This is a genomic window from Flavobacterium reichenbachii, from assembly GCF_002217435.1.
GTDB classification, from domain to species: Bacteria; Bacteroidota; Bacteroidia; order Flavobacteriales; family Flavobacteriaceae; genus Flavobacterium; species Flavobacterium reichenbachii.
In genome coordinates this window covers 249,023-269,901 of the sequence record NZ_MUHF01000001.1, presented here as the reverse complement: position 1 = coordinate 269,901, position 20,879 = coordinate 249,023, and the positions used below count along the sequence as shown (strand labels likewise).

Annotated in this window: 21 protein-coding genes; 16 read left to right on the top strand and 5 right to left on the bottom strand. The window is 32.6% G+C overall.

Annotated features, from left to right (window positions below; translation table 11 throughout):
• Window positions 1-6: 6 nt before the first annotated feature.
• The 10 genes from B0A68_RS01165 (at window position 7) to B0A68_RS01120 (ending at window position 9,944) form a co-directional block, all read left to right on the top strand.
• Window positions 7-1,197 (top strand): pyridoxal phosphate-dependent aminotransferase, encoded by a 1,191-nt coding sequence (locus tag B0A68_RS01165; RefSeq protein ID WP_035685508.1) that lies wholly within the window; start codon window positions 7-9, stop codon window positions 1,195-1,197.
• Between the two features lie 304 nt (window positions 1,198-1,501).
• Window positions 1,502-1,957, top strand: coding sequence for a ferritin-like domain-containing protein (locus tag B0A68_RS01160; protein WP_035685511.1), 456 nt, complete (start codon window positions 1,502-1,504; stop codon window positions 1,955-1,957).
• 154 nt (window positions 1,958-2,111) lie between these two features.
• Complete coding sequence (locus B0A68_RS01155) at window positions 2,112-2,891, top strand: hypothetical protein (RefSeq protein WP_035685514.1); 780 nt, start codon at window positions 2,112-2,114, stop codon at window positions 2,889-2,891.
• Window positions 2,892-3,017: 126 nt separating this feature from the next.
• The gene (locus B0A68_RS01150; RefSeq protein WP_035685517.1) at window positions 3,018-4,892 is read left to right on the top strand and encodes a peptidase U32 family protein; all 1,875 of its coding nucleotides are present in this window, start codon (window positions 3,018-3,020) and stop codon (window positions 4,890-4,892) included.
• A gap of 473 nt (window positions 4,893-5,365) precedes the next feature.
• On the top strand, window positions 5,366-6,544 hold the full coding sequence (purT, locus tag B0A68_RS01145) for a formate-dependent phosphoribosylglycinamide formyltransferase (RefSeq protein WP_262486761.1): 1,179 nt from the start codon (window positions 5,366-5,368) through the stop codon (window positions 6,542-6,544).
• A 3-nt stretch (window positions 6,545-6,547) separates the two neighbouring features.
• Window positions 6,548-6,868, top strand: a complete 321-nt coding sequence (locus B0A68_RS01140; protein ID WP_035685522.1) for a DUF6370 family protein — start codon at window positions 6,548-6,550, stop codon at window positions 6,866-6,868.
• The gene (locus B0A68_RS01135) at window positions 6,868-7,443 is read left to right on the top strand and encodes a Crp/Fnr family transcriptional regulator (protein WP_035685524.1); all 576 of its coding nucleotides are present in this window, start codon (window positions 6,868-6,870) and stop codon (window positions 7,441-7,443) included. The genes B0A68_RS01140 and B0A68_RS01135 overlap by 1 nt, the downstream gene beginning before the upstream one ends.
• Before the next feature lie 127 nt (window positions 7,444-7,570).
• The gene (locus B0A68_RS01130) at window positions 7,571-7,963 is read left to right on the top strand and encodes a hypothetical protein (RefSeq protein ID WP_240475254.1); all 393 of its coding nucleotides are present in this window, start codon (window positions 7,571-7,573) and stop codon (window positions 7,961-7,963) included.
• Window positions 7,964-8,541: 578 nt separating this feature from the next.
• Window positions 8,542-9,258, top strand: coding sequence for a pirin family protein (locus B0A68_RS01125; protein ID WP_035685526.1), 717 nt, complete (start codon window positions 8,542-8,544; stop codon window positions 9,256-9,258).
• A 152-nt stretch (window positions 9,259-9,410) separates the two neighbouring features.
• Window positions 9,411-9,944 (top strand): YceI family protein, encoded by a 534-nt coding sequence (locus tag B0A68_RS01120; protein WP_035685528.1) that lies wholly within the window; start codon window positions 9,411-9,413, stop codon window positions 9,942-9,944.
• 258 nt (window positions 9,945-10,202) lie between these two features.
• Here the strand turns inward: B0A68_RS01120 and B0A68_RS01115 are convergent, their stop codons facing one another.
• Window positions 10,203-11,066: a helix-turn-helix domain-containing protein gene (locus tag B0A68_RS01115; protein ID WP_035685530.1), complete on the bottom strand. Its 864-nt coding sequence runs from the start codon at window positions 11,064-11,066 to the stop codon at window positions 10,203-10,205.
• A 130-nt stretch (window positions 11,067-11,196) separates the two neighbouring features.
• On the opposite strand from B0A68_RS01115, the gene B0A68_RS01110 reads away from it, so the two are divergent.
• From B0A68_RS01110 to B0A68_RS01095, 4 genes are all read left to right on the top strand, one after another.
• Window positions 11,197-11,559, top strand: coding sequence for a DUF983 domain-containing protein (locus tag B0A68_RS01110; protein WP_035685532.1), 363 nt, complete (start codon window positions 11,197-11,199; stop codon window positions 11,557-11,559).
• Between the two features lie 69 nt (window positions 11,560-11,628).
• Window positions 11,629-12,504, top strand: coding sequence for an ACP S-malonyltransferase (gene fabD / locus B0A68_RS01105; protein ID WP_035685534.1), 876 nt, complete (start codon window positions 11,629-11,631; stop codon window positions 12,502-12,504).
• Between the two features lie 226 nt (window positions 12,505-12,730).
• The gene (locus B0A68_RS01100; RefSeq protein WP_035685536.1) at window positions 12,731-13,351 is read left to right on the top strand and encodes a hypothetical protein; all 621 of its coding nucleotides are present in this window, start codon (window positions 12,731-12,733) and stop codon (window positions 13,349-13,351) included.
• Complete coding sequence (locus tag B0A68_RS01095) at window positions 13,352-15,244, top strand: DUF308 domain-containing protein (RefSeq protein ID WP_035685539.1); 1,893 nt, start codon at window positions 13,352-13,354, stop codon at window positions 15,242-15,244.
• Between the two features lie 95 nt (window positions 15,245-15,339).
• Here B0A68_RS01095 and B0A68_RS01090 read toward each other — a convergent pair whose 3' ends face one another.
• The 4 genes from B0A68_RS01090 to B0A68_RS01075 form a co-directional block, all read right to left on the bottom strand.
• Window positions 15,340-15,534, bottom strand: coding sequence for a hypothetical protein (locus B0A68_RS01090; RefSeq protein ID WP_035685542.1), 195 nt, complete (start codon window positions 15,532-15,534; stop codon window positions 15,340-15,342).
• Between the two features lie 93 nt (window positions 15,535-15,627).
• Entirely contained in the window at window positions 15,628-16,533 is a 906-nt protein-coding gene (locus tag B0A68_RS01085) for a DMT family transporter (protein WP_035688240.1), read from the bottom strand.
• Between the two features lie 81 nt (window positions 16,534-16,614).
• Window positions 16,615-17,631 (bottom strand): UDP-glucose 4-epimerase GalE, encoded by a 1,017-nt coding sequence (galE, locus tag B0A68_RS01080; RefSeq protein WP_035685544.1) that lies wholly within the window; start codon window positions 17,629-17,631, stop codon window positions 16,615-16,617.
• 132 nt (window positions 17,632-17,763) lie between these two features.
• On the bottom strand, window positions 17,764-18,894 hold the full coding sequence (locus B0A68_RS01075; protein WP_035685547.1) for a DegT/DnrJ/EryC1/StrS family aminotransferase: 1,131 nt from the start codon (window positions 18,892-18,894) through the stop codon (window positions 17,764-17,766).
• Window positions 18,895-19,027: 133 nt separating this feature from the next.
• Here B0A68_RS01075 and B0A68_RS01070 point away from each other — a divergent pair, with 133 nt between their 5' ends.
• Window positions 19,028-20,260 (top strand): 3-deoxy-D-manno-octulosonic acid transferase, encoded by a 1,233-nt coding sequence (locus B0A68_RS01070; RefSeq protein ID WP_035685551.1) that lies wholly within the window; start codon window positions 19,028-19,030, stop codon window positions 20,258-20,260.
• 349 nt (window positions 20,261-20,609) lie between these two features.
• A complete protein-coding gene (locus B0A68_RS01065) occupies window positions 20,610-20,834 on the top strand; it encodes a PG1828 family lipoprotein (protein ID WP_035685554.1) in 225 nt (74 codons plus the stop codon).
• Window positions 20,835-20,879: the final 45 nt, after the last annotated feature.

Below are 20,879 nucleotides of genomic sequence, written 5' to 3'. Positions count from 1 at the left end.
TTTATAATGAACCATATTCTTTCAGACAGAATCAACAACCTTGCAACTTCGCAAACATTAGCAATGGCCGCTTTAGCACGCGAACTAAAAGCACAAGGAAAAGACATTATCAGTTTAAGTTTAGGTGAGCCTGATTTTAATACACCAGACTTTATTAAAGAAGCTGTAAAAAAAGCAGTTGACGAAAATTACAGCACATATTCTCCAGTTGAAGGTTATTTGGAATTAAGAGAAGCAATTTGCAGAAAATTTAAAAGAGATAACGGATTAGAGTATAAACCAACTCAAATCGTAGTTTCTACAGGAGCAAAACAATCTTTATATAACATTGCACAAGTAATGTTAAACGATGGTGACGAGGTTATTTTACCAGCACCTTACTGGGTTTCTTATTTCGAAATCGTAAAACTTTCGGGTGGTGTTCCTGTTGAGGTTCCAACATCTGTAGATACTGATTTTAAAATTACACCAGAACAATTGGAAGCTGCTATCACACCAAAGACAAAAATGATGTGGTTTAGTTCGCCATGTAACCCTTCAGGTTCTGTTTACAGCCGAGAAGAATTAACAGCACTTGCAAAAGTGTTGGAAAAACATCCAAATATATATGTAGTTGCTGATGAAATTTATGAGCACATTAATTTCTCAGGAACTTTCTGCAGTATCGGTTCAATTCCGGGAATGTTAGAAAGAACTATCACTGTAAATGGAGTTGCAAAAGCTTTTGCAATGACAGGATACAGAATTGGTTACATTGGAGCGCCTGAATTTATAGCAAAAGCATGTACAAAAATTCAGGGGCAAGTAACATCCGGAGCAAATTCTGTGGCGCAGCGCGCTACAATTACAGCTGTAGATGCAGATCCAAGTGTATTAAACCACATGGTTCAGGCTTTCCACACTCGTAGAGATTTAGTGGTTGGATTATTAAAAGAAATTCCAGGCGTAAAAATTAACGTTCCAGAAGGAGCATTTTATGTCTTCCCAGACGTTTCGTCTTTCTTCGGAAAAACGTTGAGAGGAACTGAAATCAAAGATGCAAACGATGTTTCTATGTATCTTTTGGCTGAGGCAAACGTTGCAACAGTAACCGGAGACGCTTTTGGAAATCCAAACTGTATTCGTTTCTCTTACGCAACAAGCGACGACATTTTAAAAGAAGCATTACGCAGAATCAAAGAAGCTTTGGCTGCATAAAACTTAAATAATATTACTAAAACGGCTTAAGGTTCAAAGTTTCATCACTTTATACTTTAAGCTGTTTTTTTATGAAGTTAAGAACCATCACACAAAAAAATGAAATCTCAATTCTAATCAAACCTGTTAATTAATAATTCATTTTTCTAAGAAAAAATACTTTTCTCTTAGTATTCGTTAAAAATTATTTGCGCTTTCAAAATTCCCATTCCACAATATTATAAACAAGTGCTATAATTCTGTAAGGCTTAACGCTTTATAAAATCTCAACTTTGTATTATACAAATTATTAAAAATTATAGTCATGATACACACAGATGAAACCACAAAAGAAGCTATTAGCACATTAGAAGGATTAATTTCAATTCTTGAAGACGGAAAACTAGGATATACAAATGCTGCAGAGCATGTAGAAAATGCCTTAATTAAAACTGATTTTCTTGAATATGCCCGCGAGCGCGCCTTATTTATTGTAGAATTACAAGACGAAATCAACAAACTTGGAAAATCAACAGATACATCTGGAGGAGGACCATTAGGTGCTTTACACCGTACATGGATTGATATAAAATCATCTTTTACAGGTGGTGATACTGAAGCGATTATCAAAGCTTGTGTTACAGGAGAAGAAGCTGCAATTGAAAAATATAAAACAGCTCTTGAAAAAAACGAATTAGAGTACAATCAAATTTCTATCGTTACAAAACAGTTGAATAGTATTGAAAATACTTTGACTAAAATTAAAATGAAAGCGAATTAATCGATCGATCGATTCATACTTTTTAGAGAACCGCTCAGTCTTTGGATTGGGCGGTTTTTTGGGGATAAAATAAATTATCTTTTTGAGTTCATGATTATTTTATACTTTTAAACACCTTTTATAACTATAATCTAAAATAATCATCTATTAAAAAATGAAATCATTTCTTTTAATTTTTATAATCTTTTCAAGTATTAAGATTTATTCGCAAAGCACGCAAACCTCTCTAAATTTTGGAAAAAATAATGATTTTCATTCTGATAAAATAGTTTCTGAAACCACAACAAATAGAACTTTTTATAATCGTAGTGGCACTACGGAGCGTACGAAGGAAGTAAAATCCTATAATACTCAAAATAATGTTATTGCTGAACTTCGATACGATGAAGACAATAATTTAAAACAACGCTTAACTCGAATTTACGACAGCACTGGAACACGATGTTTAGCTAGAAAATTTGAGAACTGGCATAGGTACTTAGGTCATTCAATCGAAACTGCAATTTATACCTACGATTCTAAAGGTTTTTTAATAAATGCTTCTGACAAAAATCAAAAAGGGCAAATTTATAGACAAACTAATTTCATTAATAATGACAAAGGAGATCCTATTGAGATAATAAATTTCAACGGAGAAGAGATTATTGGAAAAGAAAAAAACGAATATAATTACGATAAAAATGAAGTCACTATTAAATACTGCAATAAAAATAATGAATTACTTAGCTCGCAAACGAGCACTATTGATTACTCAAAAGTTAATTCTGATGACATTGTAAACGAACATGGCGATATTATTAAATCAGCTACTTATGAAACGGAGATAAAGTACGATAAGTTTGGAAACTGGATTAAAGAAAAACATTCAGTAATACGAAATGGTAAACTCACAAAACAATCTGAAACATCACGAACCATAAAATATCTTAATTAAAACACAATCATTCCATATAAGTTAACAATTTCAAAAAAATCACTCCATCTCTAGCAATCTCAAATAATTTATAAGACCTTTGCAAACTTTTTTACGTGAATACCACAGAAGGTTAAAGTTTTAGAAATGAAGAAGAAAATCGAAATATTAGCTCCTGCTAAAGATTTAATTGGAGGAATGGCTGCTATAAACAGCGGCGCCGATGCAGTTTATATTGGTGCACCGCAATTTGGCGCACGTTCTAACGCTAATAACTCTATTGAAGATGTTGCAGCTTTGGTACAATATGCACATTTATTCAACGCACAGGTTTTTGTCGTTATGAATACCATTCTTTACGACAATGAATTAGAAACTTGTCGCTCAATGATTTGGGAATTATACGACATTGGTGTTGATGCCCTGATTATTCAGGATATGGCGATTATGGAAATGGACTTACCTCCTATCGTACTTCACGCCAGCACACAAGCCAATAATCGTGATGCTGATAAAATCAAATTCCTAAAAGATGCCGGAATCAAACGTGTGGTTTTAGCCCGCGAATTGAATTTACATCAAATTAAAACAATCTACGACGAAGCCGATGTAGAATTAGAGTTTTTCGTAACCGGAGCTTTATGTGTATCCTTCAGTGGAAACTGTTATATGAGTGTGGCAAACGGAGAACGCAGCGCCAATCGTGGTTCTTGCGCACAAAACTGCCGTTTACCTTATAACTTAATCGACGGAAACGGAGAAACTTTAATCAAAAACAGTCACTTACTTTCTATAAAAGATTTAGATATCTCAGATCAGATTCCAAATCTAATTGAAGCGGGAATTGTTTCTTTTAAAATTGAAGGAAGATTAAAAGATGTAGTTTACGTTAAAAATAACGTATCCTTTTTACGTCAAAAACTAGACAGTTATCTACAAGGCGCAGGAAATGATAAATACATGAAAGCTTCATCTGGAACTTGTACGTATACATTTGATTCTTCTTTAAACAGAACTTTCAACCGTGGTTACACCGATTATTTTGTAAACGATAGAAATCACAGTATTGGTTCTTGGGAAAGTCCAAAATCAAAAGGACAATACATTGGTAAACTTATAAGAACTGTTGGAAACGCTTACGAAATCGAAAACGGCGAATTACTAAACAACGGCGACGGACTTTGCTTTATCAACGAAAATAATGAAGCCGACGGAATCTACGTAAACAAAGCCGAAAACGGTAAAATTTACCCGAACGTTCTAAAAGAAGTAAAAGACGGAACTTTCATTTATAGAAATAACGACGCTGCTTTCATCAAAATTGTTGAAAGAGAAGACAGCGCAGTTCGTAAATTAAGCACTACTTTATTACTTACAGAAAATGAAAATGGTTTCGAATTAATCGCCACCGATGAAGACGGAAACGTAAGTACAGTAAAATTAGAGCATTCAAAAGAGCAGACAAAAACGGGCGAATCAATCGAGGAAAACATCAAAACACAATTGGCAAAAACAGGTTTCACGCCTTATACAGCCGATGAAATTACTATTATGTTTTCTCAAAACTGGTTCCTTCCTATTTCAAAAATCAACGAAATGCGAAGAACGGTTTACGATCAATTAACCGAAATTCGTTTAGCAAATTACAAACGCGAGGAACACCAATTAGTAAAAACGTCACATCCTTATCCTGAAACCAAATTGGATTTCATGTACAACGTTTCAAACAAAACGGCCCGTAAATTCTACGAACGTCACGGCGTTACCGAAATCGAAAAAGCATTCGAATTACAATGGGATCCGGGAAAATCTCGTGTAATGACCACCAAATATTGCATCAAATACGAATTAAAAAAATGCCCAATACACCAAAAAGATATAATGGGGGTTAAAGTAAAAGAACCTTTAGTTTTAAAACAAGGCGAGCTTGAATACAAACTAAAATTCAATTGCAAACCCTGCGAAATGGAAATTTGGGAAAAAGACGCTGAATTCGAAATTGAAGAAGATCATTTTCATTAATATACAAACCGATACTTTTTAAAAGAAGTGTCGGTTTTTTGTTTGGGCGTGTCCCTCCGGGCCGGGCTATACGTTGCAAGTCCTCGCACTTCCTTCGTCAGGCTGTGGGCTTTCCACTTCTATCCCTCACGCAAACATTTTCATAAGAACTTTTACGTTATAATTCCCATGATTTTGTCATTTCGACGAACGAGAAATCTCCGCAAGTAACTCCGTTCCAATTAGCCAACCTTTGTCGAGCTTCTCGCGTAGATTTCTCCTTCGTCGAAATGACAGACTGTGCTGAAAATCTCCCGAATCTGCAAAATCTGCATGAGAAATTCTTTGCAAACCTTATTTTAACTTAAAAAAACTTCGCGCTCTTTGCGTAAATCTTTGCGAACTTTGCGGTTAAATTATAGATTACGCAGACGCACTGCAGTGCGCCTCTACACTTGCGGTTAAAAACATTTTTCGCTACTTTTACTACTCCAATATTACAAAACTCCAAAATGAAAATACTACTCCTAGGTTCAGGCGAATTAGGCAAAGAATTTGTCATTGCCGCACAAAGAATCGGACAAACCATAATTGCAGTTGACAGTTACGAAAATGCTCCGGCAATGCAAGTCGCACACGGTTTTGAAGTCATCAATATGCTTGACGGCGAAGCGCTGGACAGAATCGTAGCCAAACACAAACCAGACTTTATCGTTCCCGAAATAGAAGCCATTCGCACCGAACGTTTTTACGATTATGAAAAACAAGGAATTACTGTTGTTCCTTCAGCAAAAGCGGCCAACTTTACTATGAATCGTAAAGCCATTCGTGATTTAGCTTCAAAAGAATTGGGCTTAAAAACAGCTAAATATCAATATGCAACATCAGCAGAAGAACTGCAAAAAGCTGTTCAGGAAGTTGGAATTCCGTGTGTTGTAAAACCCTTAATGTCCTCTTCGGGAAAAGGACAATCGACTATAAAAACAGAAAGTGATATCGAAAAAGCTTGGCAATATGCCGTTGCAGGTTCGCGTGGCGATGTTATCGAAGTTATTGTAGAAGCTTTTGTAAATTTTAATTCGGAGATTACGCTTCTGACCATTACTCAAAATAATAATCCCACTTTGTTTTGCGCGCCAATTGGGCACCGACAAGAACGCGGCGATTATCAGGAAAGCTGGCAGCCGGCACAAGTATCTGAAGCTGATTTATATGAAGCGCAGGATATGGCAGAAAAAATTACAGAAGCACTTGGAGGTGCAGGACTTTTTGGAGTTGAATTTTTCCTGACTAATGAAGGTGTTTATTTCTCTGAGCTCTCTCCGCGTCCGCACGATACCGGAATGGTAACTTTGGCCGGAACGCAGAATTTTAACGAATTTGAATTGCATTTACGCGCGATTTTAAGTCTGCCAATTTTCGAAATTACGTTAGAAAAAGCCGGAGCAAGTGCCGTAATTTTAGCTTCTGAAGATGCTGCAAATCCAACTTTTACCGGAATTGAAAAAGTAGCTGCTTTACCAAAAACTGATTTTAGGATTTTTGGCAAACCAACTTCAAGACCTTATCGCCGAATGGGAGTTGTTTTAAGCCACGATTCATTAGCCACTCCAATTGAAAAAGTAACCGAACGCGCCAAAGAAACGGCAAAATTAATAACTGTAAATTCTTAAAAAATGAAAAAACTTATATTCATGCTTTTCCTTTTTATCGGAATTGCAGCTCAGGCTCAATCTAAAAAAGTAATCGATAAACCAACAATTGTAGAAGCTTCTTGCGGAGAATGCCAATTCGGAATGAAAGGCAAAAGCTGTGATTTAGCCGTTCGCATCGACGGAAAATCGTATTTTGTGGATGGAACAAAAATCGATCAGCATGGTGATGCACATGCAGAAGATGGTTTTTGCAATGCGATCAGAAAAGCTTCTGTTACCGGAGAAATTGTGGGCAATAGATTTAAAGCAACTTCATTCACTTTAATAGAAGACAAAAAATAATGACATTAATACTAGAAAACATTGCCAAACATGTTTCTTTAACACCAGAAGAACAGGCGCTTTTTTTATCTAAATTAGAAACGAATACTTACAAACCTAAAACTATTTTATTGAATGCCGGCGAAATCTGTAAACATTCCTATTTTGTTAATTCGGGAATTTTAAGAAGCTTTAATATCAATGATAATATTGTGGAACATGTACTTTCATTTGCCTGCGAAGGCTGGTGGATGAGCGATATGTACAGTTTTTTTTCTCAAAAACCGGGACAACTTTTTATTGAGGTTCTGGAAGAAGCAGAAGTAGTTTCATTATCTAAAGAAAATCAGGAACAATTGTATCTTGAAATTCCTAAACTGGAACGCTTTTTTAGAATTCTGATTGAAAATTCATTAGTTGCCAATCAGCAAAGATTAATGGATAATTTAAGTTTACCTGCGGAAGAACGCTTTGATAAATTCACAAAGAAATATGGAACTTTAGTTCACAAAGTTTCCCAAAAACAGATCGCTTCTTTTATTGGTGTTACGCCTGAATTCTTTAGTAAAATGAAAGCGAGACTATTGAAGAAATAAGTTTTTTTTCACAGATTTGCTTCGCCTTTTCGCTATCTTTCAGGTCAAAGATTAAAATGATTTTTTGCCACGAGTTCCACAAATTTTCACAAATTAAGCTGAATTGGAATTCGTGGAAATTTGTAAATTGAAATTCATTGAAGAAAAACCTTTAGATGTTATGAAATATTTTATTTTAATAATAGCCTTGATTTCATTTAACTTGAATCAAGATACAGATAAGCTTAATGGACGCTACAATTATTTAATAGAAGACAATAATGTCTACATCCAAAAAGATAAAATTACTTTTAAGGATAGTGTTTTTGTGTTTGATAATAAATATATGCCAAAAGGAAAAATCTCTTATGGTAATGTGATACTATTGGATAATTTCATAAATACTGATTTAATTATAAGCATTTCAAAAGATCAAATCAAAAAAGATACTATTCCGTTTTACATGCATGATAAGAAACATCGTGTTATGAATTATCTTGATATAGTTGTTGGGAAAGGGAAATTGATTAGGATTAAATAATTCATATTTTTTATAATCTCGCAAAGACGCGAAGGCGCAAAGTTTATTTTCCTTTGAACTCAAACACAATCTTGTCATCTCGACGAAGGAGAGATCTTCAAGAGAAACTCCTCATGCAATATCACCAATCTTTGTCGAGCTGCTTGCGAAGATCTCTCCATCGTCGAGATGACAAACTGTGTGGCTACATTTGCTAAATAATTTGGTAGTAAAATCTTTGTCGAGCTGCTTATGCTGGATGGATTGAAATCCATCCCTACAATCTCTAAGTTCCTACGGAACTTTGTCCCTTTACACCTCTTCAACTTCTGAAAATGAAACTTCTTGCCTAGCCCTGATAGAAGCGGCATCCTTTTGTGGTTTCGTTTTTTTCTAACGAGATCACAAAAGATACAGCGGAGAGCAGGACATCAGGTCTTTTGAAAAACTAAACTTCTGCTTCTAAAAAAACTTATACACCATAATACTTATATTATCAGTAACTTAGGATATCAAAAACTTTTCTTAATCTAGGTTAAGTGTGTTTGCTTGATGTTGGTGGTAAATTTGTACCATAATAATAACACAAGCAAAACATCATGGAAAATATAGTATTACACAAAGCAGAAACCAGAGGAAATGCAAATCACGGTTGGTTGAATGCTTATCATAGTTTTAGTTTCGCGAGCTGGTACAATCCAGATAGAATTCAGTTTGGAGCACTTCGTGTTTTGAACGATGATACGATTGCAGCTGGAATGGGTTTTGGAACGCATCCTCATGATAATATGGAAATTATTACGATTCCGCTTGAAGGTGATTTAGCACACAAAGACAGTATGGGAAATACTGAAATCATCAAAAATGGGGATATTCAGGTAATGAGTGCCGGAACTGGTGTTCAGCACAGTGAGTTTAACCCAAATGCAGATCAGCAGACTAAATTATTGCAGATCTGGTTGTTTCCGAACAAAAGAAATGTGGCGCCACGTTACCAGCAAATTACTTTGAATGTTGCGGACAGACACAATAAATTATCTCAGATTTTATCTCCGAATGCAGATGATGAAGGCGTTTGGATTCATCAGGATGCCTGGTTCAATATGGGTAATTTTGACTCAGGTGTATCTACAGAATACACAATCAAAAAAGAAGGCAACGGAGTTTATGCTTTTGTTTTAAAAGGAAATGTAACAATAAACGGTCAGGAATTGAATACTCGTGACGCGGTTGGAATTTCAGGAACTGATATTTTAAAAATACAAGCTAATACAGATGCGGAATTATTATTGATGGATATTCCGATGAATTATTAATTCGACAGCAATTTTTCAAACAACAAAAACAAACAAACGGACAATTAGAAAGTTATTCATTTTTTTTCTTAATCTAGGTTAAGTGCCAAATAAAGACAGTAGAAGTAACTTTGTCCTATCAAAATGAAATTAATTATTTAAAAATAAAAATTATGGCAACTACAAAATGGTCAATTGACCCAACACATTCAGAAATTGGTTTTAAAGTTAAACACATGATGTTTACAAATGTTTCAGGTAAATTTGGAACTTACGATGCAACAATTACTTCAGAAGGAGAAAACTTCGAAAATGCAGCAATCGAATTTTCTGGTGACATTGCTTCTATTGACACTGCAAATGCAGACAGAGACGGGCATTTGAGAAGTGCAGATTTCTTTGATGTTGAGAACAATCCAAAATTAACTTTCAAATCTTCAACTTTCAAAAAAATTGATGCTGGAGATTACGAAATTACTGGAGATTTAAGCATTAAAGGTGTTTCAAAATCAGTAACATTTCCGGTAGACTTTAGCGGTATCATGACTGATCCTTGGGGAAATACAAAAGTAGGTTTAAGCATAGAAGGAAAAATCAATCGTAAAGATTGGGGTTTAAACTGGAACTCTGCTCTTGAAACTGGAGGAGTTTTAGTAGGAGAAGAAGTAAAATTAAACATTGAATTACAATTTGTAAAACAAGCTTAATTATTAAAAATAGGTTTTAATTTGGTTGGTTAAGAAGCCTGCACTTTTTAGGAAGTGCAGGCTTTTTTTTTGTTTGGATAAAAAAGTCAACCACAAATTACACAAATTTCCGCAAATTTTTTTCGCTTAAAGACGAAAGCTTTTGCCACAGATTAAAAAATTTTCACAGATTTAAAATCTACAGAATCTCTTAATCTGTGGCAAATAACGATTAAAAATTAATTTGTGTTAATTTGTGTAATTTGCGGTTAAAAAGAGTCAACGCAAAGTATTTCGAAATTCTGTTGGCGACAATCCGGTTTGTTTTTTGAAGAATCTGGAGAAATATGAATAATCTTCGTAACCAACTTTATAGGCAACTTCGTTTACGGCTAATTGTTTGTCGATTAACATTCTTTTTATTTCCAGAATTACGCGGTCTGTGATAACTTCTGTGGCTGTTTTTTGTAGAATTTCATTGCAGATTCTGTTTAAATGTTTTAGAGTTATACTGAGTTTTTCTGCGTAGAAAGACGGCAGTTTTTGGGTTTTGAAATATTCTTCTAAAAGAATTTCAAATGCGCTTATTTTGATATTGTACGAATGTGCCTGATGTGAATAGGTTTCGCTGTACTTACGGGAAATTTCAATATGAATACAATCTAGCAAATTCAGTAATTTATCCAATTGCAATTTATTATTTTGAAGATTTTCCTCAATCAATAAATTAAAATACGGAAGAATTTTTGGAATTTCTTTTTCTTCAAAAACCATTTCAGGACGATTATGAATCGAATGGTAAAAATTATAATCGTTAATTTTTTTCTGTCCGAAATATAAATTGTACAATTCCTGCGAAAAGATGATTACAAAGCCTTCAATGTCTTCAGACAAATTCCAATGGTGCATTTGTCCGGGTTGTAAGACAAATAAACTTCCTCTTTTTATTTCGAATTGATCAAAATCGACTTCGTGTTTTCCAGAACCATTTGTAAAAAATACCATTAAATACGAATCGTGCCGATGTGGTTCTTCGACAAAACTGTGGCTTTTTAAATGTTCTTTGAAAGTGTTCACATAAAAATCGCGATGAATATCGTTACAGCTAAAATTCTGAACACTATAAATTGGATATTTTTTCATTTATGCAGAATTATTTTTTATTGGTCGTATATCACAAAAATGTCTTTATTGTGCTACAAGTGGCGAAGATATAAAAAAGACTTTTATAATACTCTTAATTACCTTTGTATAAACAAAAAACATCAAGATCATGTCACATGCATTAACTCATATTTTAAGCAACGAATGTCCGGTTTGTCATAAAGGAAAAGTTTTTAAAGACAAGAATATTTTTTTGAATTTCGGTTTACCCAAAATGAACGAATATTGCAGTCATTGTAATTATAAATTCCAAAAAGAACCTGGTTATTTTTTTGGTGCAATGTATGTAAATTACGGACTTACGGTGGCGCAAGGCATTGCTACTTATTGTGTTGCACAGTTTTTCTTCGAAACTAATTTCGACTTAAGAATCATTCCGATTATTGCGGTTGTAATAACTTTACTCACTTCTTTTAATCTCCGATTTTCAAGATTGGTATGGATTTATATGTTTAAGGATTATACGAGCTAAAAAAATACTATTTTTGCCTTTCAATTGAAACTAATTTTCAATTCATAAATTCAATCTTAAATTAGACAAATGAAAGCATACGTATTTCCGGGTCAAGGCGCACAATTTACAGGAATGGGCAAAGACTTATATGAAAGCTCGGCTTTAGCCAAAGAATTATTCGAAAAAGCCAATGAAATTTTAGGTTTTAGAATTACAGATATTATGTTTGAAGGCACTGCCGAAGAACTAAAAGAAACTAAAGTTACGCAGCCTGCTGTATTTTTACATTCTGTTATTTTAGCAAAAACTTTAGGCGAAGATTTTAAACCAGAAATGGTTGCAGGACATTCTTTAGGAGAATTTTCAGCATTAGTAGCCAACGGAACTTTATCTTTTGAAGATGGTTTGAAATTGGTTTCTCAACGTGCTTTGGCAATGCAAAAAGCCTGCGAAATTACTCCATCAACAATGGCTGCAGTTTTAGGCTTAGCAGATAATGTTGTGGAAGAAGTTTGTGCTTCTATCGATGGAATTGTAGTTGCGGCAAATTACAACTGCCCTGGACAATTGGTAATTTCCGGAGAAACTACAGCAGTTGAAAAAGCTTGTGAAGCAATGAAAGCTGCGGGAGCAAAACGCGCTTTAATTTTACCTGTTGGAGGAGCATTTCACTCGCCAATGATGGAACCGGCAAGAGAAGAATTAGCAGCTGCAATTGAAGCTACAACGTTCTCTAATCCTATTTGCCCGGTTTACCAAAACGTTACAGCAAATGCTGTTTCTGATGCAAACGAAATCAAAAAGAACTTAATCATACAATTAACTGCTCCAGTGAAATGGACTCAATCAGTTCAGCAAATGATCGCTGACGGCGCTACTTTGTTTACAGAAGTTGGACCTGGAAAAGTGTTGGCTGGTTTGATTAATAAAATTGATAAAGAAGCGGTTACGGCGAATGCTTAATTAGTGTTTAGTATTCAGTTTTCAATTAATCAACAATAATTATATATTAAATTCTCATGAACGAAATGTTTTATGAGATTTTTTTTTAATACCATTCAAACTAAAATTTTGATTATTAACAAATTAAAAAATATAAGTTAAAATTCAAAATGACATTTTTTTTATTAAAACTTTATTGTAAATTTGAAAAAAAGGTTACTTTTGCACCCACCTAAAAAACACTATTATGGACAATAAAATTCTTGCAATCCGCTATGCTATTTTCAAAGTAGCGCAAGATTTTCTTGCTATAAATTCAAGAGATCTGAATGATATTGTTTTTTTTAACGAAAGCAATAATTTCTCAATAAAAAAATGTCTACTTCTGCCTTTTATTGTTACTATAGCAAATGGTAAAAAAGAGCAATTAATGGAAGGAATTTTTAATCTATCATTTTTCCCAGATATTGAAAAATTAGAAGGTGTTAGAATTGGAAAAATTAATGCTGACACTTTTGAGATATATGATTCAGAACAATTAGAATTAAAATTTGAAAATTCACGTTTAATATTTGAATTTAAGGAGAATGAATTTACAGATTTAGATGTAAAAATAAAAGCTGCAATAGATTATTCAATTAAATTTTTAAAAGAACGAAGAATTGAACGTTTTTCTAGCCTAAGCTCTCTTGAGTTAAGCAAAATATCAATGAACAATGATGCATTTGAATGCCTATTGGAAAACATTGAAACAAAAAAATTCACCAATATCGACAATATTTCTTTGGTAAAAGAATTTCAAAAATATATTATGGAATTCCCTTTTTATCTATCTTTAGTTAAAGAATTAGAAGAAGATATTATTTAATTGGATAACATTAATAAAATAGTAATTAATGAAGATGTAATAAAATTAAAACCCAATTTTATTACTTTCAGAAAGCACTTATTTACCTCATTGTTTTTGGGAGAGTATTATTCTGCAAAGTTTTCAGAAAAAATCAAATCACTCTTAAATCAACTTGACAGTATTGATGACTCTGTAATAACTCAAGATCCTTATATCAAAAAAAGATATTATCTAGCTAGAGATTACCTTTTACATTTTCAATACCTCAATCTTTTCATAACAAATAGATTAAAAGACAATTATTCTATAAAAATTTATAATTTCGAATATGAAGATGTTTTTGAAAAAACATCTTTCTTTCAGGAAAAAAATATTTCAATCGATGATTCTCTGCATTGGCTTTTTGTGGCGAATATCAAATTATCTGAAATGGATGAAGGGTATTCTGTTGACGAAAAAACAATATTAATACTTTCTGAAATCTACCACAAATTAGAGAGAATAAATCCTACTCTTGAATTTTTCGTTTCAAAAACAAGAACGAAATGCTCTATACTTCTTTATAAAATTTTAAAAAGATTAAAAAAAACCAATAAATTAATTGAGTACTCGATTTTCAATCAAGATAATATAACAATTCAAAAACTTGAAGAATATGTTCCCGATACGATTATAAAAAACATTGATTCTCAATACAATTGCTTAAAAAAGAATGACATTCATTCATTAAGCAAAGAAATTCAAAAATCACTTGATAACAAGACTTTAAACATAAGTTCTTCTCACAAATATATTAAAATTATAAAATTAAAAGACAGTTTTAATGATGGTGAGTACAAAAGAACTCGAGAAATCTTAGAAAACATTAATCTTTACTTTTCTGAAAAAATAAAAGATGACGAAATTAATAACATTTCATTCAAAACTTGCACTTACTTAGTTTTAAATTGCCAATTCACATTGGATTGCAATCATTATTTAAAGAAAATAAAATCTGATTTTAAATTTGACAAATTATTAAGTTTCAATTCAAAAATAGACGAAAGCTTCAACAGTATCAATTCATTAGAAAACACTGATTACCCAAATTGTATATTAAATAAAATATACGTACGAAAAAAAATTGAATTAATCGATATAATTAAAAATAGCAACCCTAAAGAATTAAATAACGAGGAACATGATTATTTTTCAATATTGGAAAATATTTTTACAAATAGCTTTAATGAGTTAAATAACTTAAAAAGTAAAATTAAAGTTTGCCAAAAAAATAAAATAATGCCTTTATACATCGAGCTGGAAAATTGCAAATTAGACGACAAAACATTTATAGACAGCCAGTACATTCTACCTTCAAATTATGAATATTTGCTAGATGAATGCGACAATGACTGGGACAAACTTAAAATTCAAGAAAGCATATTCTATTCTTTTACACCAAAAGTCATTAAAGAAATCAATGAAAAATTAAAAAAAGACATTAAGGAACAACAATACAGTATTATAACTGTAATTGGTCTTTATGCCTCCTTTATAACTTTTATACTCGCGAATGTAAATGTTTTACCAGAATTAATAAAACACAGCATCGGAGCTGTTTTAGCATTTATGCTAGTTTTTGGGATTGTACTTTTTTATTTTATTACATCATTAAAATTACTGTTTACTGCAAAGAAAATTTTTAAAGGCATTAGCAATTTTATTCTTTGGGCAATATTTGGTTTAATTTTAATTATATTGGGATTCATAGCCATTTTTAAATTCATAAATATTGATTTTAAAAAGGATATTGAAAATAAGAAAACTACCACTACTATAACAACATTTGACTTAAAAACAGGAAAAAAGCAATCTGAAACAAAAACTTTAGAACAAAATTCTGTAAGTGAAAAAAAAGATAGCTTACAATAAGCAAACATTTAAGCTAATTTGACAAAACCAAAATATTCCTTCTTAAAAAGAACATAAACTAAATCATCAAAATATTCAAGAACTTCTCTTTAAAATTATTTTTTCCAAGGATAAGCTTTAATTCGTTTAGACATTTCAGCTTTAAACTCCTCTGGCGTTAATCCTTTTGCAAACTCGGCATGAAAATCAAAAGTTTCAGGGTGTATTCCTTTAAATTTAGGTTTTTGAACTTCGTATTCTACTCTCGGTTCTTCTACCTTATTTTCCTTATTTATTTTTTCACCTGCCATAATTCTTACATTTCAATCTTATAAATTTACAAAATAAATTCAATCAAAATTGATTATGTAGAATTTTACTTTTGAATATAAAACTATTCAACATTACAAAACCTTCTTTTCTTTTTTCTTGTAGTTCACAATAAAAACCCCAAGAATAATAAGTGCTGTAGCAATAAGAAAATCAACCGTAATTATTTCATCTAAAAGAAGCCATCCCAGAAAAACAGCAATTATCGTATTCACATATGACAAAATAGAAACCTGAACTGCTGTAACATGCTTTAAAGCATAATTATAACAGAAAAATGCAATCACAGATCCAAAAATCGATAAATATAAAGCTGCAAAAATACTTCTTGAACTCCAAGAACTTAAATCTGGATTTGGAGAAAAAATAGAAGCCAAAACCAGCTGAATACAGGAAGCCATTGTAAATTGATAAAACAAATTGAGTACAATATTACTTGATTTATTAGCATGCGTTTTAGTATAAATCGTCCCTGCTGCCCATGCTAAGATTGCGAATACCATGAATACCATGCCCGTTTTATAATTCGCATCCAAAAATGATCCGAGTCCGTCTTTGAATATGAAAACTACTCCGGAAAACCCAATAATTACTCCTAGAAGTCCTCTCAAACTTATTTTTTGCAATCCAAATAAAATACTGCCCAGAAAAATAAGTATTGGAGACAAAGCACTTATTACAGACGCCAATCCGCTGGGAAGAGTCTGCTCAGCAATCGTTGTAAAACCATTAGCAACTACAATCATTAAAACTGAAGGAACAAGTTGCTGCTTTAAATTTTCCCACCCAATCCACTTTAATTCTTTTTTGAACAATAAAATAGTCATCATTATCATTCCCGCCAATCCTTGACGAATAGAGGTTACAAACCACGGCGGAATTGTCTCCACAGCTACCCTAATGCCTAAAAACGTCGTACCCCAAATGATGCCAACTGCCGCCAAAGCAAATATTAATCTATAATCTAAATTTTGTTTCATAATAAATGCCATTTAAAAAAAATCCCAAACTATAGTACTATAATTTGGGATCTTAAAATTTTACAATTTCAACTTAAGAAATTATTTATTCCTTATTTTTTGTTCCCATTTCCAAGCACTTGCCATTGCTTCATCCAATGATAATTCTGCCTTCCATCCTAAAACATTATTTGCTTTATCAGTGTTTGCATACGCTTCGGTAACATCACCTTCACGGCGAGGCATAATCTTATATGGTAATTTTTTATTGCTTACTTTTTCAAAACTTGTAATGACCTCAAGAACAGAACTTCCTTTTCCTGTTCCCAGATTGAAAGTTTCAACTTTAGCCAGATTTTTTTTGTTTAATAAACGTTGTAACGCTATTACATGTGCTTTCGCAATATCTACGACATGAATATAATCCCGAACTGCGGTTCCGTCCGGAGTTGAATAATCATTTCCAAAAACAGACAATTCTTTACGCAGCCCTGCACCTGTCTGCGTGATAAAAGGCACTAAATTTTGAGGAACACCCAAGGGCAGTTCTCCTATTTCAGTAGAAGAGTGCGCTCCAACCGGATTAAAATAGCGCAATAAAATAGCACAGATATTGGTTACTTTAACCGTATCTGTAATAATCTCTTCTCCAATTTGTTTTGTATTTCCATAAGGAGACATTGCTGTCTGAACAGGTGCATCTTCTGTAATTGGCATTTTTTCGGCTTGACCGTAAACCGTACATGACGAACTAAAGATAAAACTAGCTTCTGGTTTTTGCTGCAGCTGCTGTAACAAATAAACCAATGTTCCAATATTATTTTCGTAGTACAATAAAGGGTTTTCTACACTTTCGCCAACTGCTTTTGAAGCTGCAAAATGAATAACTCCGGTAACATCAGAATGTTTTTTAAAGAAATCCTGAATGGCGCTTTTCTCTCTTAGATCTATTTTTTCAAAGACAGGCAGTTTTCCTGTAATTGCTTGAATTCCTTTTAAAACATCTTCTGAAGAATTAGAAAGATCATCAATTATCACAACTTCAAAGCCTTCATTTTGCAACTCGACTACGGTATGCGAACCAATAAATCCCAATCCTCCTGTTACTAATATTTTCATATATTTTAGATTATAGAAAATAGAATAAAGAAAATAGACTTACAAACTGTGTGTGTTTTTTCTATCTCAATTTACTCTGTTTTCCTTTTTAAATTCTTTTCTCCTTATTCTTTGTTCTTTACTCTAAATTTCTTATTTCAAAAATCCTAAAACAGAATCAGTAATAAATTTTATCTGCTCATCATCTAGTTCTGTATGCATTGGCAGCGCAATTACTTCTTTTACTAATTGATTAGTTACAGGAAATTGTTCTTCTTTGTAACGTACATTTACATAAGCTTTTTGAGAATGCAGCGGGATCGGATAATAAATTGCGCAGGGAATCCCTTTGTCTAACAAATGCTGCATTAAAGCATTACGATCTGCATCGACAATTCTTAAAACATATTGATGAAAAACGTGATCATTTTCGTTTGCATCAAATTCCGGAGTGATAACATGTGCATTTCCAGCGAAAGCTGCATTATATTTTGTTGCTGCACGTCGACGCGCTTTATTATATTCGTCTAAAAGAGGCAGTTTTGCATTTAAAACTCCAGCCTGAATACTGTCTAAACGTGAATTAACTCCAACAACGTCATGATGATAACGCTCGTACATACCGTGATTTACGATTCCGCGGATAATGTGCGCTAATTTATCATCATTTGTAAAAATTGCTCCTCCATCTCCGTAACAGCCTAGGTTTTTAGACGGAAAAAATGAAGTTGCTGCAACGTGACCAATTACTCCAACTTTGCTTTTTATACCTGATTTAGAAATATAATCGGCACCTATTGCCTGTGCATTATCTTCAATTACATATAAATTATGTTCTGCCGCAATTTCCATAATCGCATCCATATTGGCAGCTCGTCCAAATAAGTGTACTGGAACAATTGCTTTTGTTTTTGGTGTAATTGCTTTTTTAATTGCCTCAATATCAATATTCATATTTACAACATCAACATCTACCAAAACAGGCGTTAATTGCAATAAGGCAATTACCTCAACAGTTGCTGCAAAAGTAAAATCTGCAGTAATAACCTCATCACCTGGTTTTAGATCCAATCCCATCATTGCAATTTGCAATGCATCGGTTCCGTTTGCACAAGGAATTACGTGTTTAGCACCTAAATATTCTTCTAGATTTTTTTGAAACTGATGAACTAAAGGTCCATTAATATAAGTATTTGTGTCTAAAACTTCCTGAATTGAAGCATCAACAGTTGTTTTTATTTTTTCATATTGACTTTTTAAGTCAACCATTTGAATTTTTTTCATTTCCAATATTTTTTAAAATTAAAGATCAGTTTTCAACTTCTAATCTTCAAAGGGAAGAACAAAAATAGTTATTTAATAATTCAAACAATGAAAATAGTCGAAAGAAACGTAATTTAGCTGCAAAAATTTACACATGCTTTTTTTATACAATTTAGTAGTTTCACTTGCGTTTTTTTTTCTCAAATTTGTTGCACTTTTCAGCCCAAAAATTAAACTTTTTGTCGAGGGCCGAAAAAATGTTTTTGCTGTTTTAGAAAAAAAGATAAAACCTTCTGATAAAACCATTTGGTTTCATTCGGCTTCGCTTGGCGAGTATGAGCAAGGCTTACCCGTTATAGAAAAAATAAAAGAAAAATATCCTTCACATAAAATAGTCGTAACCTTTTTTTCTCCTTCTGGATATGAAGTGCGTAAAAATAACACTGTTGCAGATGTTACTATTTATCTTCCTTTAGACACAAAAAGAAATGCCAGACAATTTTTAAAACTCGTTCATCCTGAATTTGCTTTTTTTATTAAATATGAGTTTTGGCTGAATTACTTAAAAGAACTTGAAACAAGCAAAACCCCAACTTATTTGATTTCGGGAATCTTTAGAGACAACCAAATGTTTTTTAAATGGTACGGAGGATTTTACAGAAAAGCACTTAAAGCTTTTACTTATTTTTTTGTTCAGAACGAAAGCTCGAAACAAAAAATTGAGGCAATTGGGTTTAATAACGTAGTAGTTTCCGGCGATACACGTTTTGATCGCGTAAATGCAATTTTAAGCAGAGACAATTCGCTTGATTTTATTGAAAATTTTAAAAATAATAAACCGACAATTGTTATAGGAAGTTCATGGCCAAAAGATGAAGCTCTTTTAATTGAATATATTAATCAGGCCGAAGAAGATATAAAATTCATTATTGCACCTCACAATATAAAAGGAGATCAAATAGAAGATCTCAAGTCGAAGATTAAAAAGCCAGTCATTTTATTTTCAGAAAAAGAAAATAAAGATTTATCCAGTTATTCGGTTTTTATCATCGACACAATTGGTCTGCTTACCAAAATTTACAGCTATGGAACTATTGCATATGTTGGGGGTGGATTTGGAAATCCCGGGATTCATAATATTCTGGAACCGGCAACATTTGGACTGCCTATATTAATTGGCCCAAATTACGATAATTTTGCCGAAGCCATTACGCTGGTTAAACTTGGAGGCTGTATTTCGATTTCGAATTTCGAAACATTAAAACAAAATTTAGACCTTTTACTTAGCGACGAAAGTTTATTTAAAGAAAAAAGCAACATCTGTAAATCGTATATTCAGAACAACAAAGGAGCAACAGAATGCATTATGAAAATCATATCTAAATAAACAGATTTATCCTTTGTTTTAAGAATACATAGACTATATCTGATATTGAGTTTTACAAAACGGACTTATTTTAGTTTTTAAAGACTATATAAAAACCAGTAAAAAACAAAATAAACTGCAATCAAAAGAAACAAACAAGCAATTCTCTTGTAGAATATTCAGTAAAAAATAATTTACTCAAAAAATACAATAATACCTCGCATTTGTGTTTGTTTGGCATATTCTTTGATAACTAAGATAATCGTGAGCAATGAAAATATTTTAAAAAAAAAATAAAAAAATATTTTACATATTAAAAAATTTATATCTTTGCCACGAATTAATAATTAACCTTTTATAATAAAGTAAGATGAAAAAAGTATTTTTAAGTTTAGCTGTTGTTGCTGTTTTAACTGTTGTATCTTGTAAAAAAGCTGACGCTGCAGCTACTGAAAACGTAGATTCTACTGCTGTTGCTGTTGATTCTGCTGCTGCTGTAGTTGATTCTGCTGCTGCAACTGTTGATTCTGCTGCTGCAAAAGTTGATTCTGCTGCTGCAAAAGTTGAAGAAACTGCTAAAGAAGTAAAAAAATAATTAGAACCTAAGTTCTAAAAATTTTAAAACCATCGATTACGATGG

Bases quoted from the DNA above. Each gene is read 5' to 3' on its own strand.
- B0A68_RS01115 (WP_035685530.1), bottom strand. From the start codon at position 11,066: ATGAAAAAATATCCAATTTATAGTGTTCAGAATTTTAGCTGTAACGAT.
- B0A68_RS01135 (WP_035685524.1), top strand. From the start codon at position 6,868: ATGACATTAATACTAGAAAACATTGCCAAACATGTTTCTTTAACACCA.
- B0A68_RS01070 (WP_035685551.1), top strand. From the start codon at position 19,028: ATGCTTTTTTTATACAATTTAGTAGTTTCACTTGCGTTTTTTTTTCTC.
- B0A68_RS01150 (WP_035685517.1), top strand. From the start codon at position 3,018: ATGAAGAAGAAAATCGAAATATTAGCTCCTGCTAAAGATTTAATTGGA.
- B0A68_RS01100 (WP_035685536.1), top strand. From the start codon at position 12,731: ATGGACAATAAAATTCTTGCAATCCGCTATGCTATTTTCAAAGTAGCG.
- B0A68_RS01085 (WP_035688240.1), bottom strand. From the start codon at position 16,533: ATGAAACAAAATTTAGATTATAGATTAATATTTGCTTTGGCGGCAGTT.
- B0A68_RS01065 (WP_035685554.1), top strand. From the start codon at position 20,610: ATGAAAAAAGTATTTTTAAGTTTAGCTGTTGTTGCTGTTTTAACTGTT.
- B0A68_RS01075 (WP_035685547.1), bottom strand. From the start codon at position 18,894: ATGAAAAAAATTCAAATGGTTGACTTAAAAAGTCAATATGAAAAAATA.
- B0A68_RS01110 (WP_035685532.1), top strand. From the start codon at position 11,197: ATGTCACATGCATTAACTCATATTTTAAGCAACGAATGTCCGGTTTGT.
- B0A68_RS01125 (WP_035685526.1), top strand. From the start codon at position 8,542: ATGGAAAATATAGTATTACACAAAGCAGAAACCAGAGGAAATGCAAAT.
- fabD (WP_035685534.1), top strand. From the start codon at position 11,629: ATGAAAGCATACGTATTTCCGGGTCAAGGCGCACAATTTACAGGAATG.
- B0A68_RS01120 (WP_035685528.1), top strand. From the start codon at position 9,411: ATGGCAACTACAAAATGGTCAATTGACCCAACACATTCAGAAATTGGT.
- galE (WP_035685544.1), bottom strand. From the start codon at position 17,631: ATGAAAATATTAGTAACAGGAGGATTGGGATTTATTGGTTCGCATACC.
- B0A68_RS01165 (WP_035685508.1), top strand. From the start codon at position 7: ATGAACCATATTCTTTCAGACAGAATCAACAACCTTGCAACTTCGCAA.
- B0A68_RS01160 (WP_035685511.1), top strand. From the start codon at position 1,502: ATGATACACACAGATGAAACCACAAAAGAAGCTATTAGCACATTAGAA.
- B0A68_RS01090 (WP_035685542.1), bottom strand. From the start codon at position 15,534: ATGGCAGGTGAAAAAATAAATAAGGAAAATAAGGTAGAAGAACCGAGA.
- B0A68_RS01155 (WP_035685514.1), top strand. From the start codon at position 2,112: ATGAAATCATTTCTTTTAATTTTTATAATCTTTTCAAGTATTAAGATT.
- B0A68_RS01140 (WP_035685522.1), top strand. From the start codon at position 6,548: ATGAAAAAACTTATATTCATGCTTTTCCTTTTTATCGGAATTGCAGCT.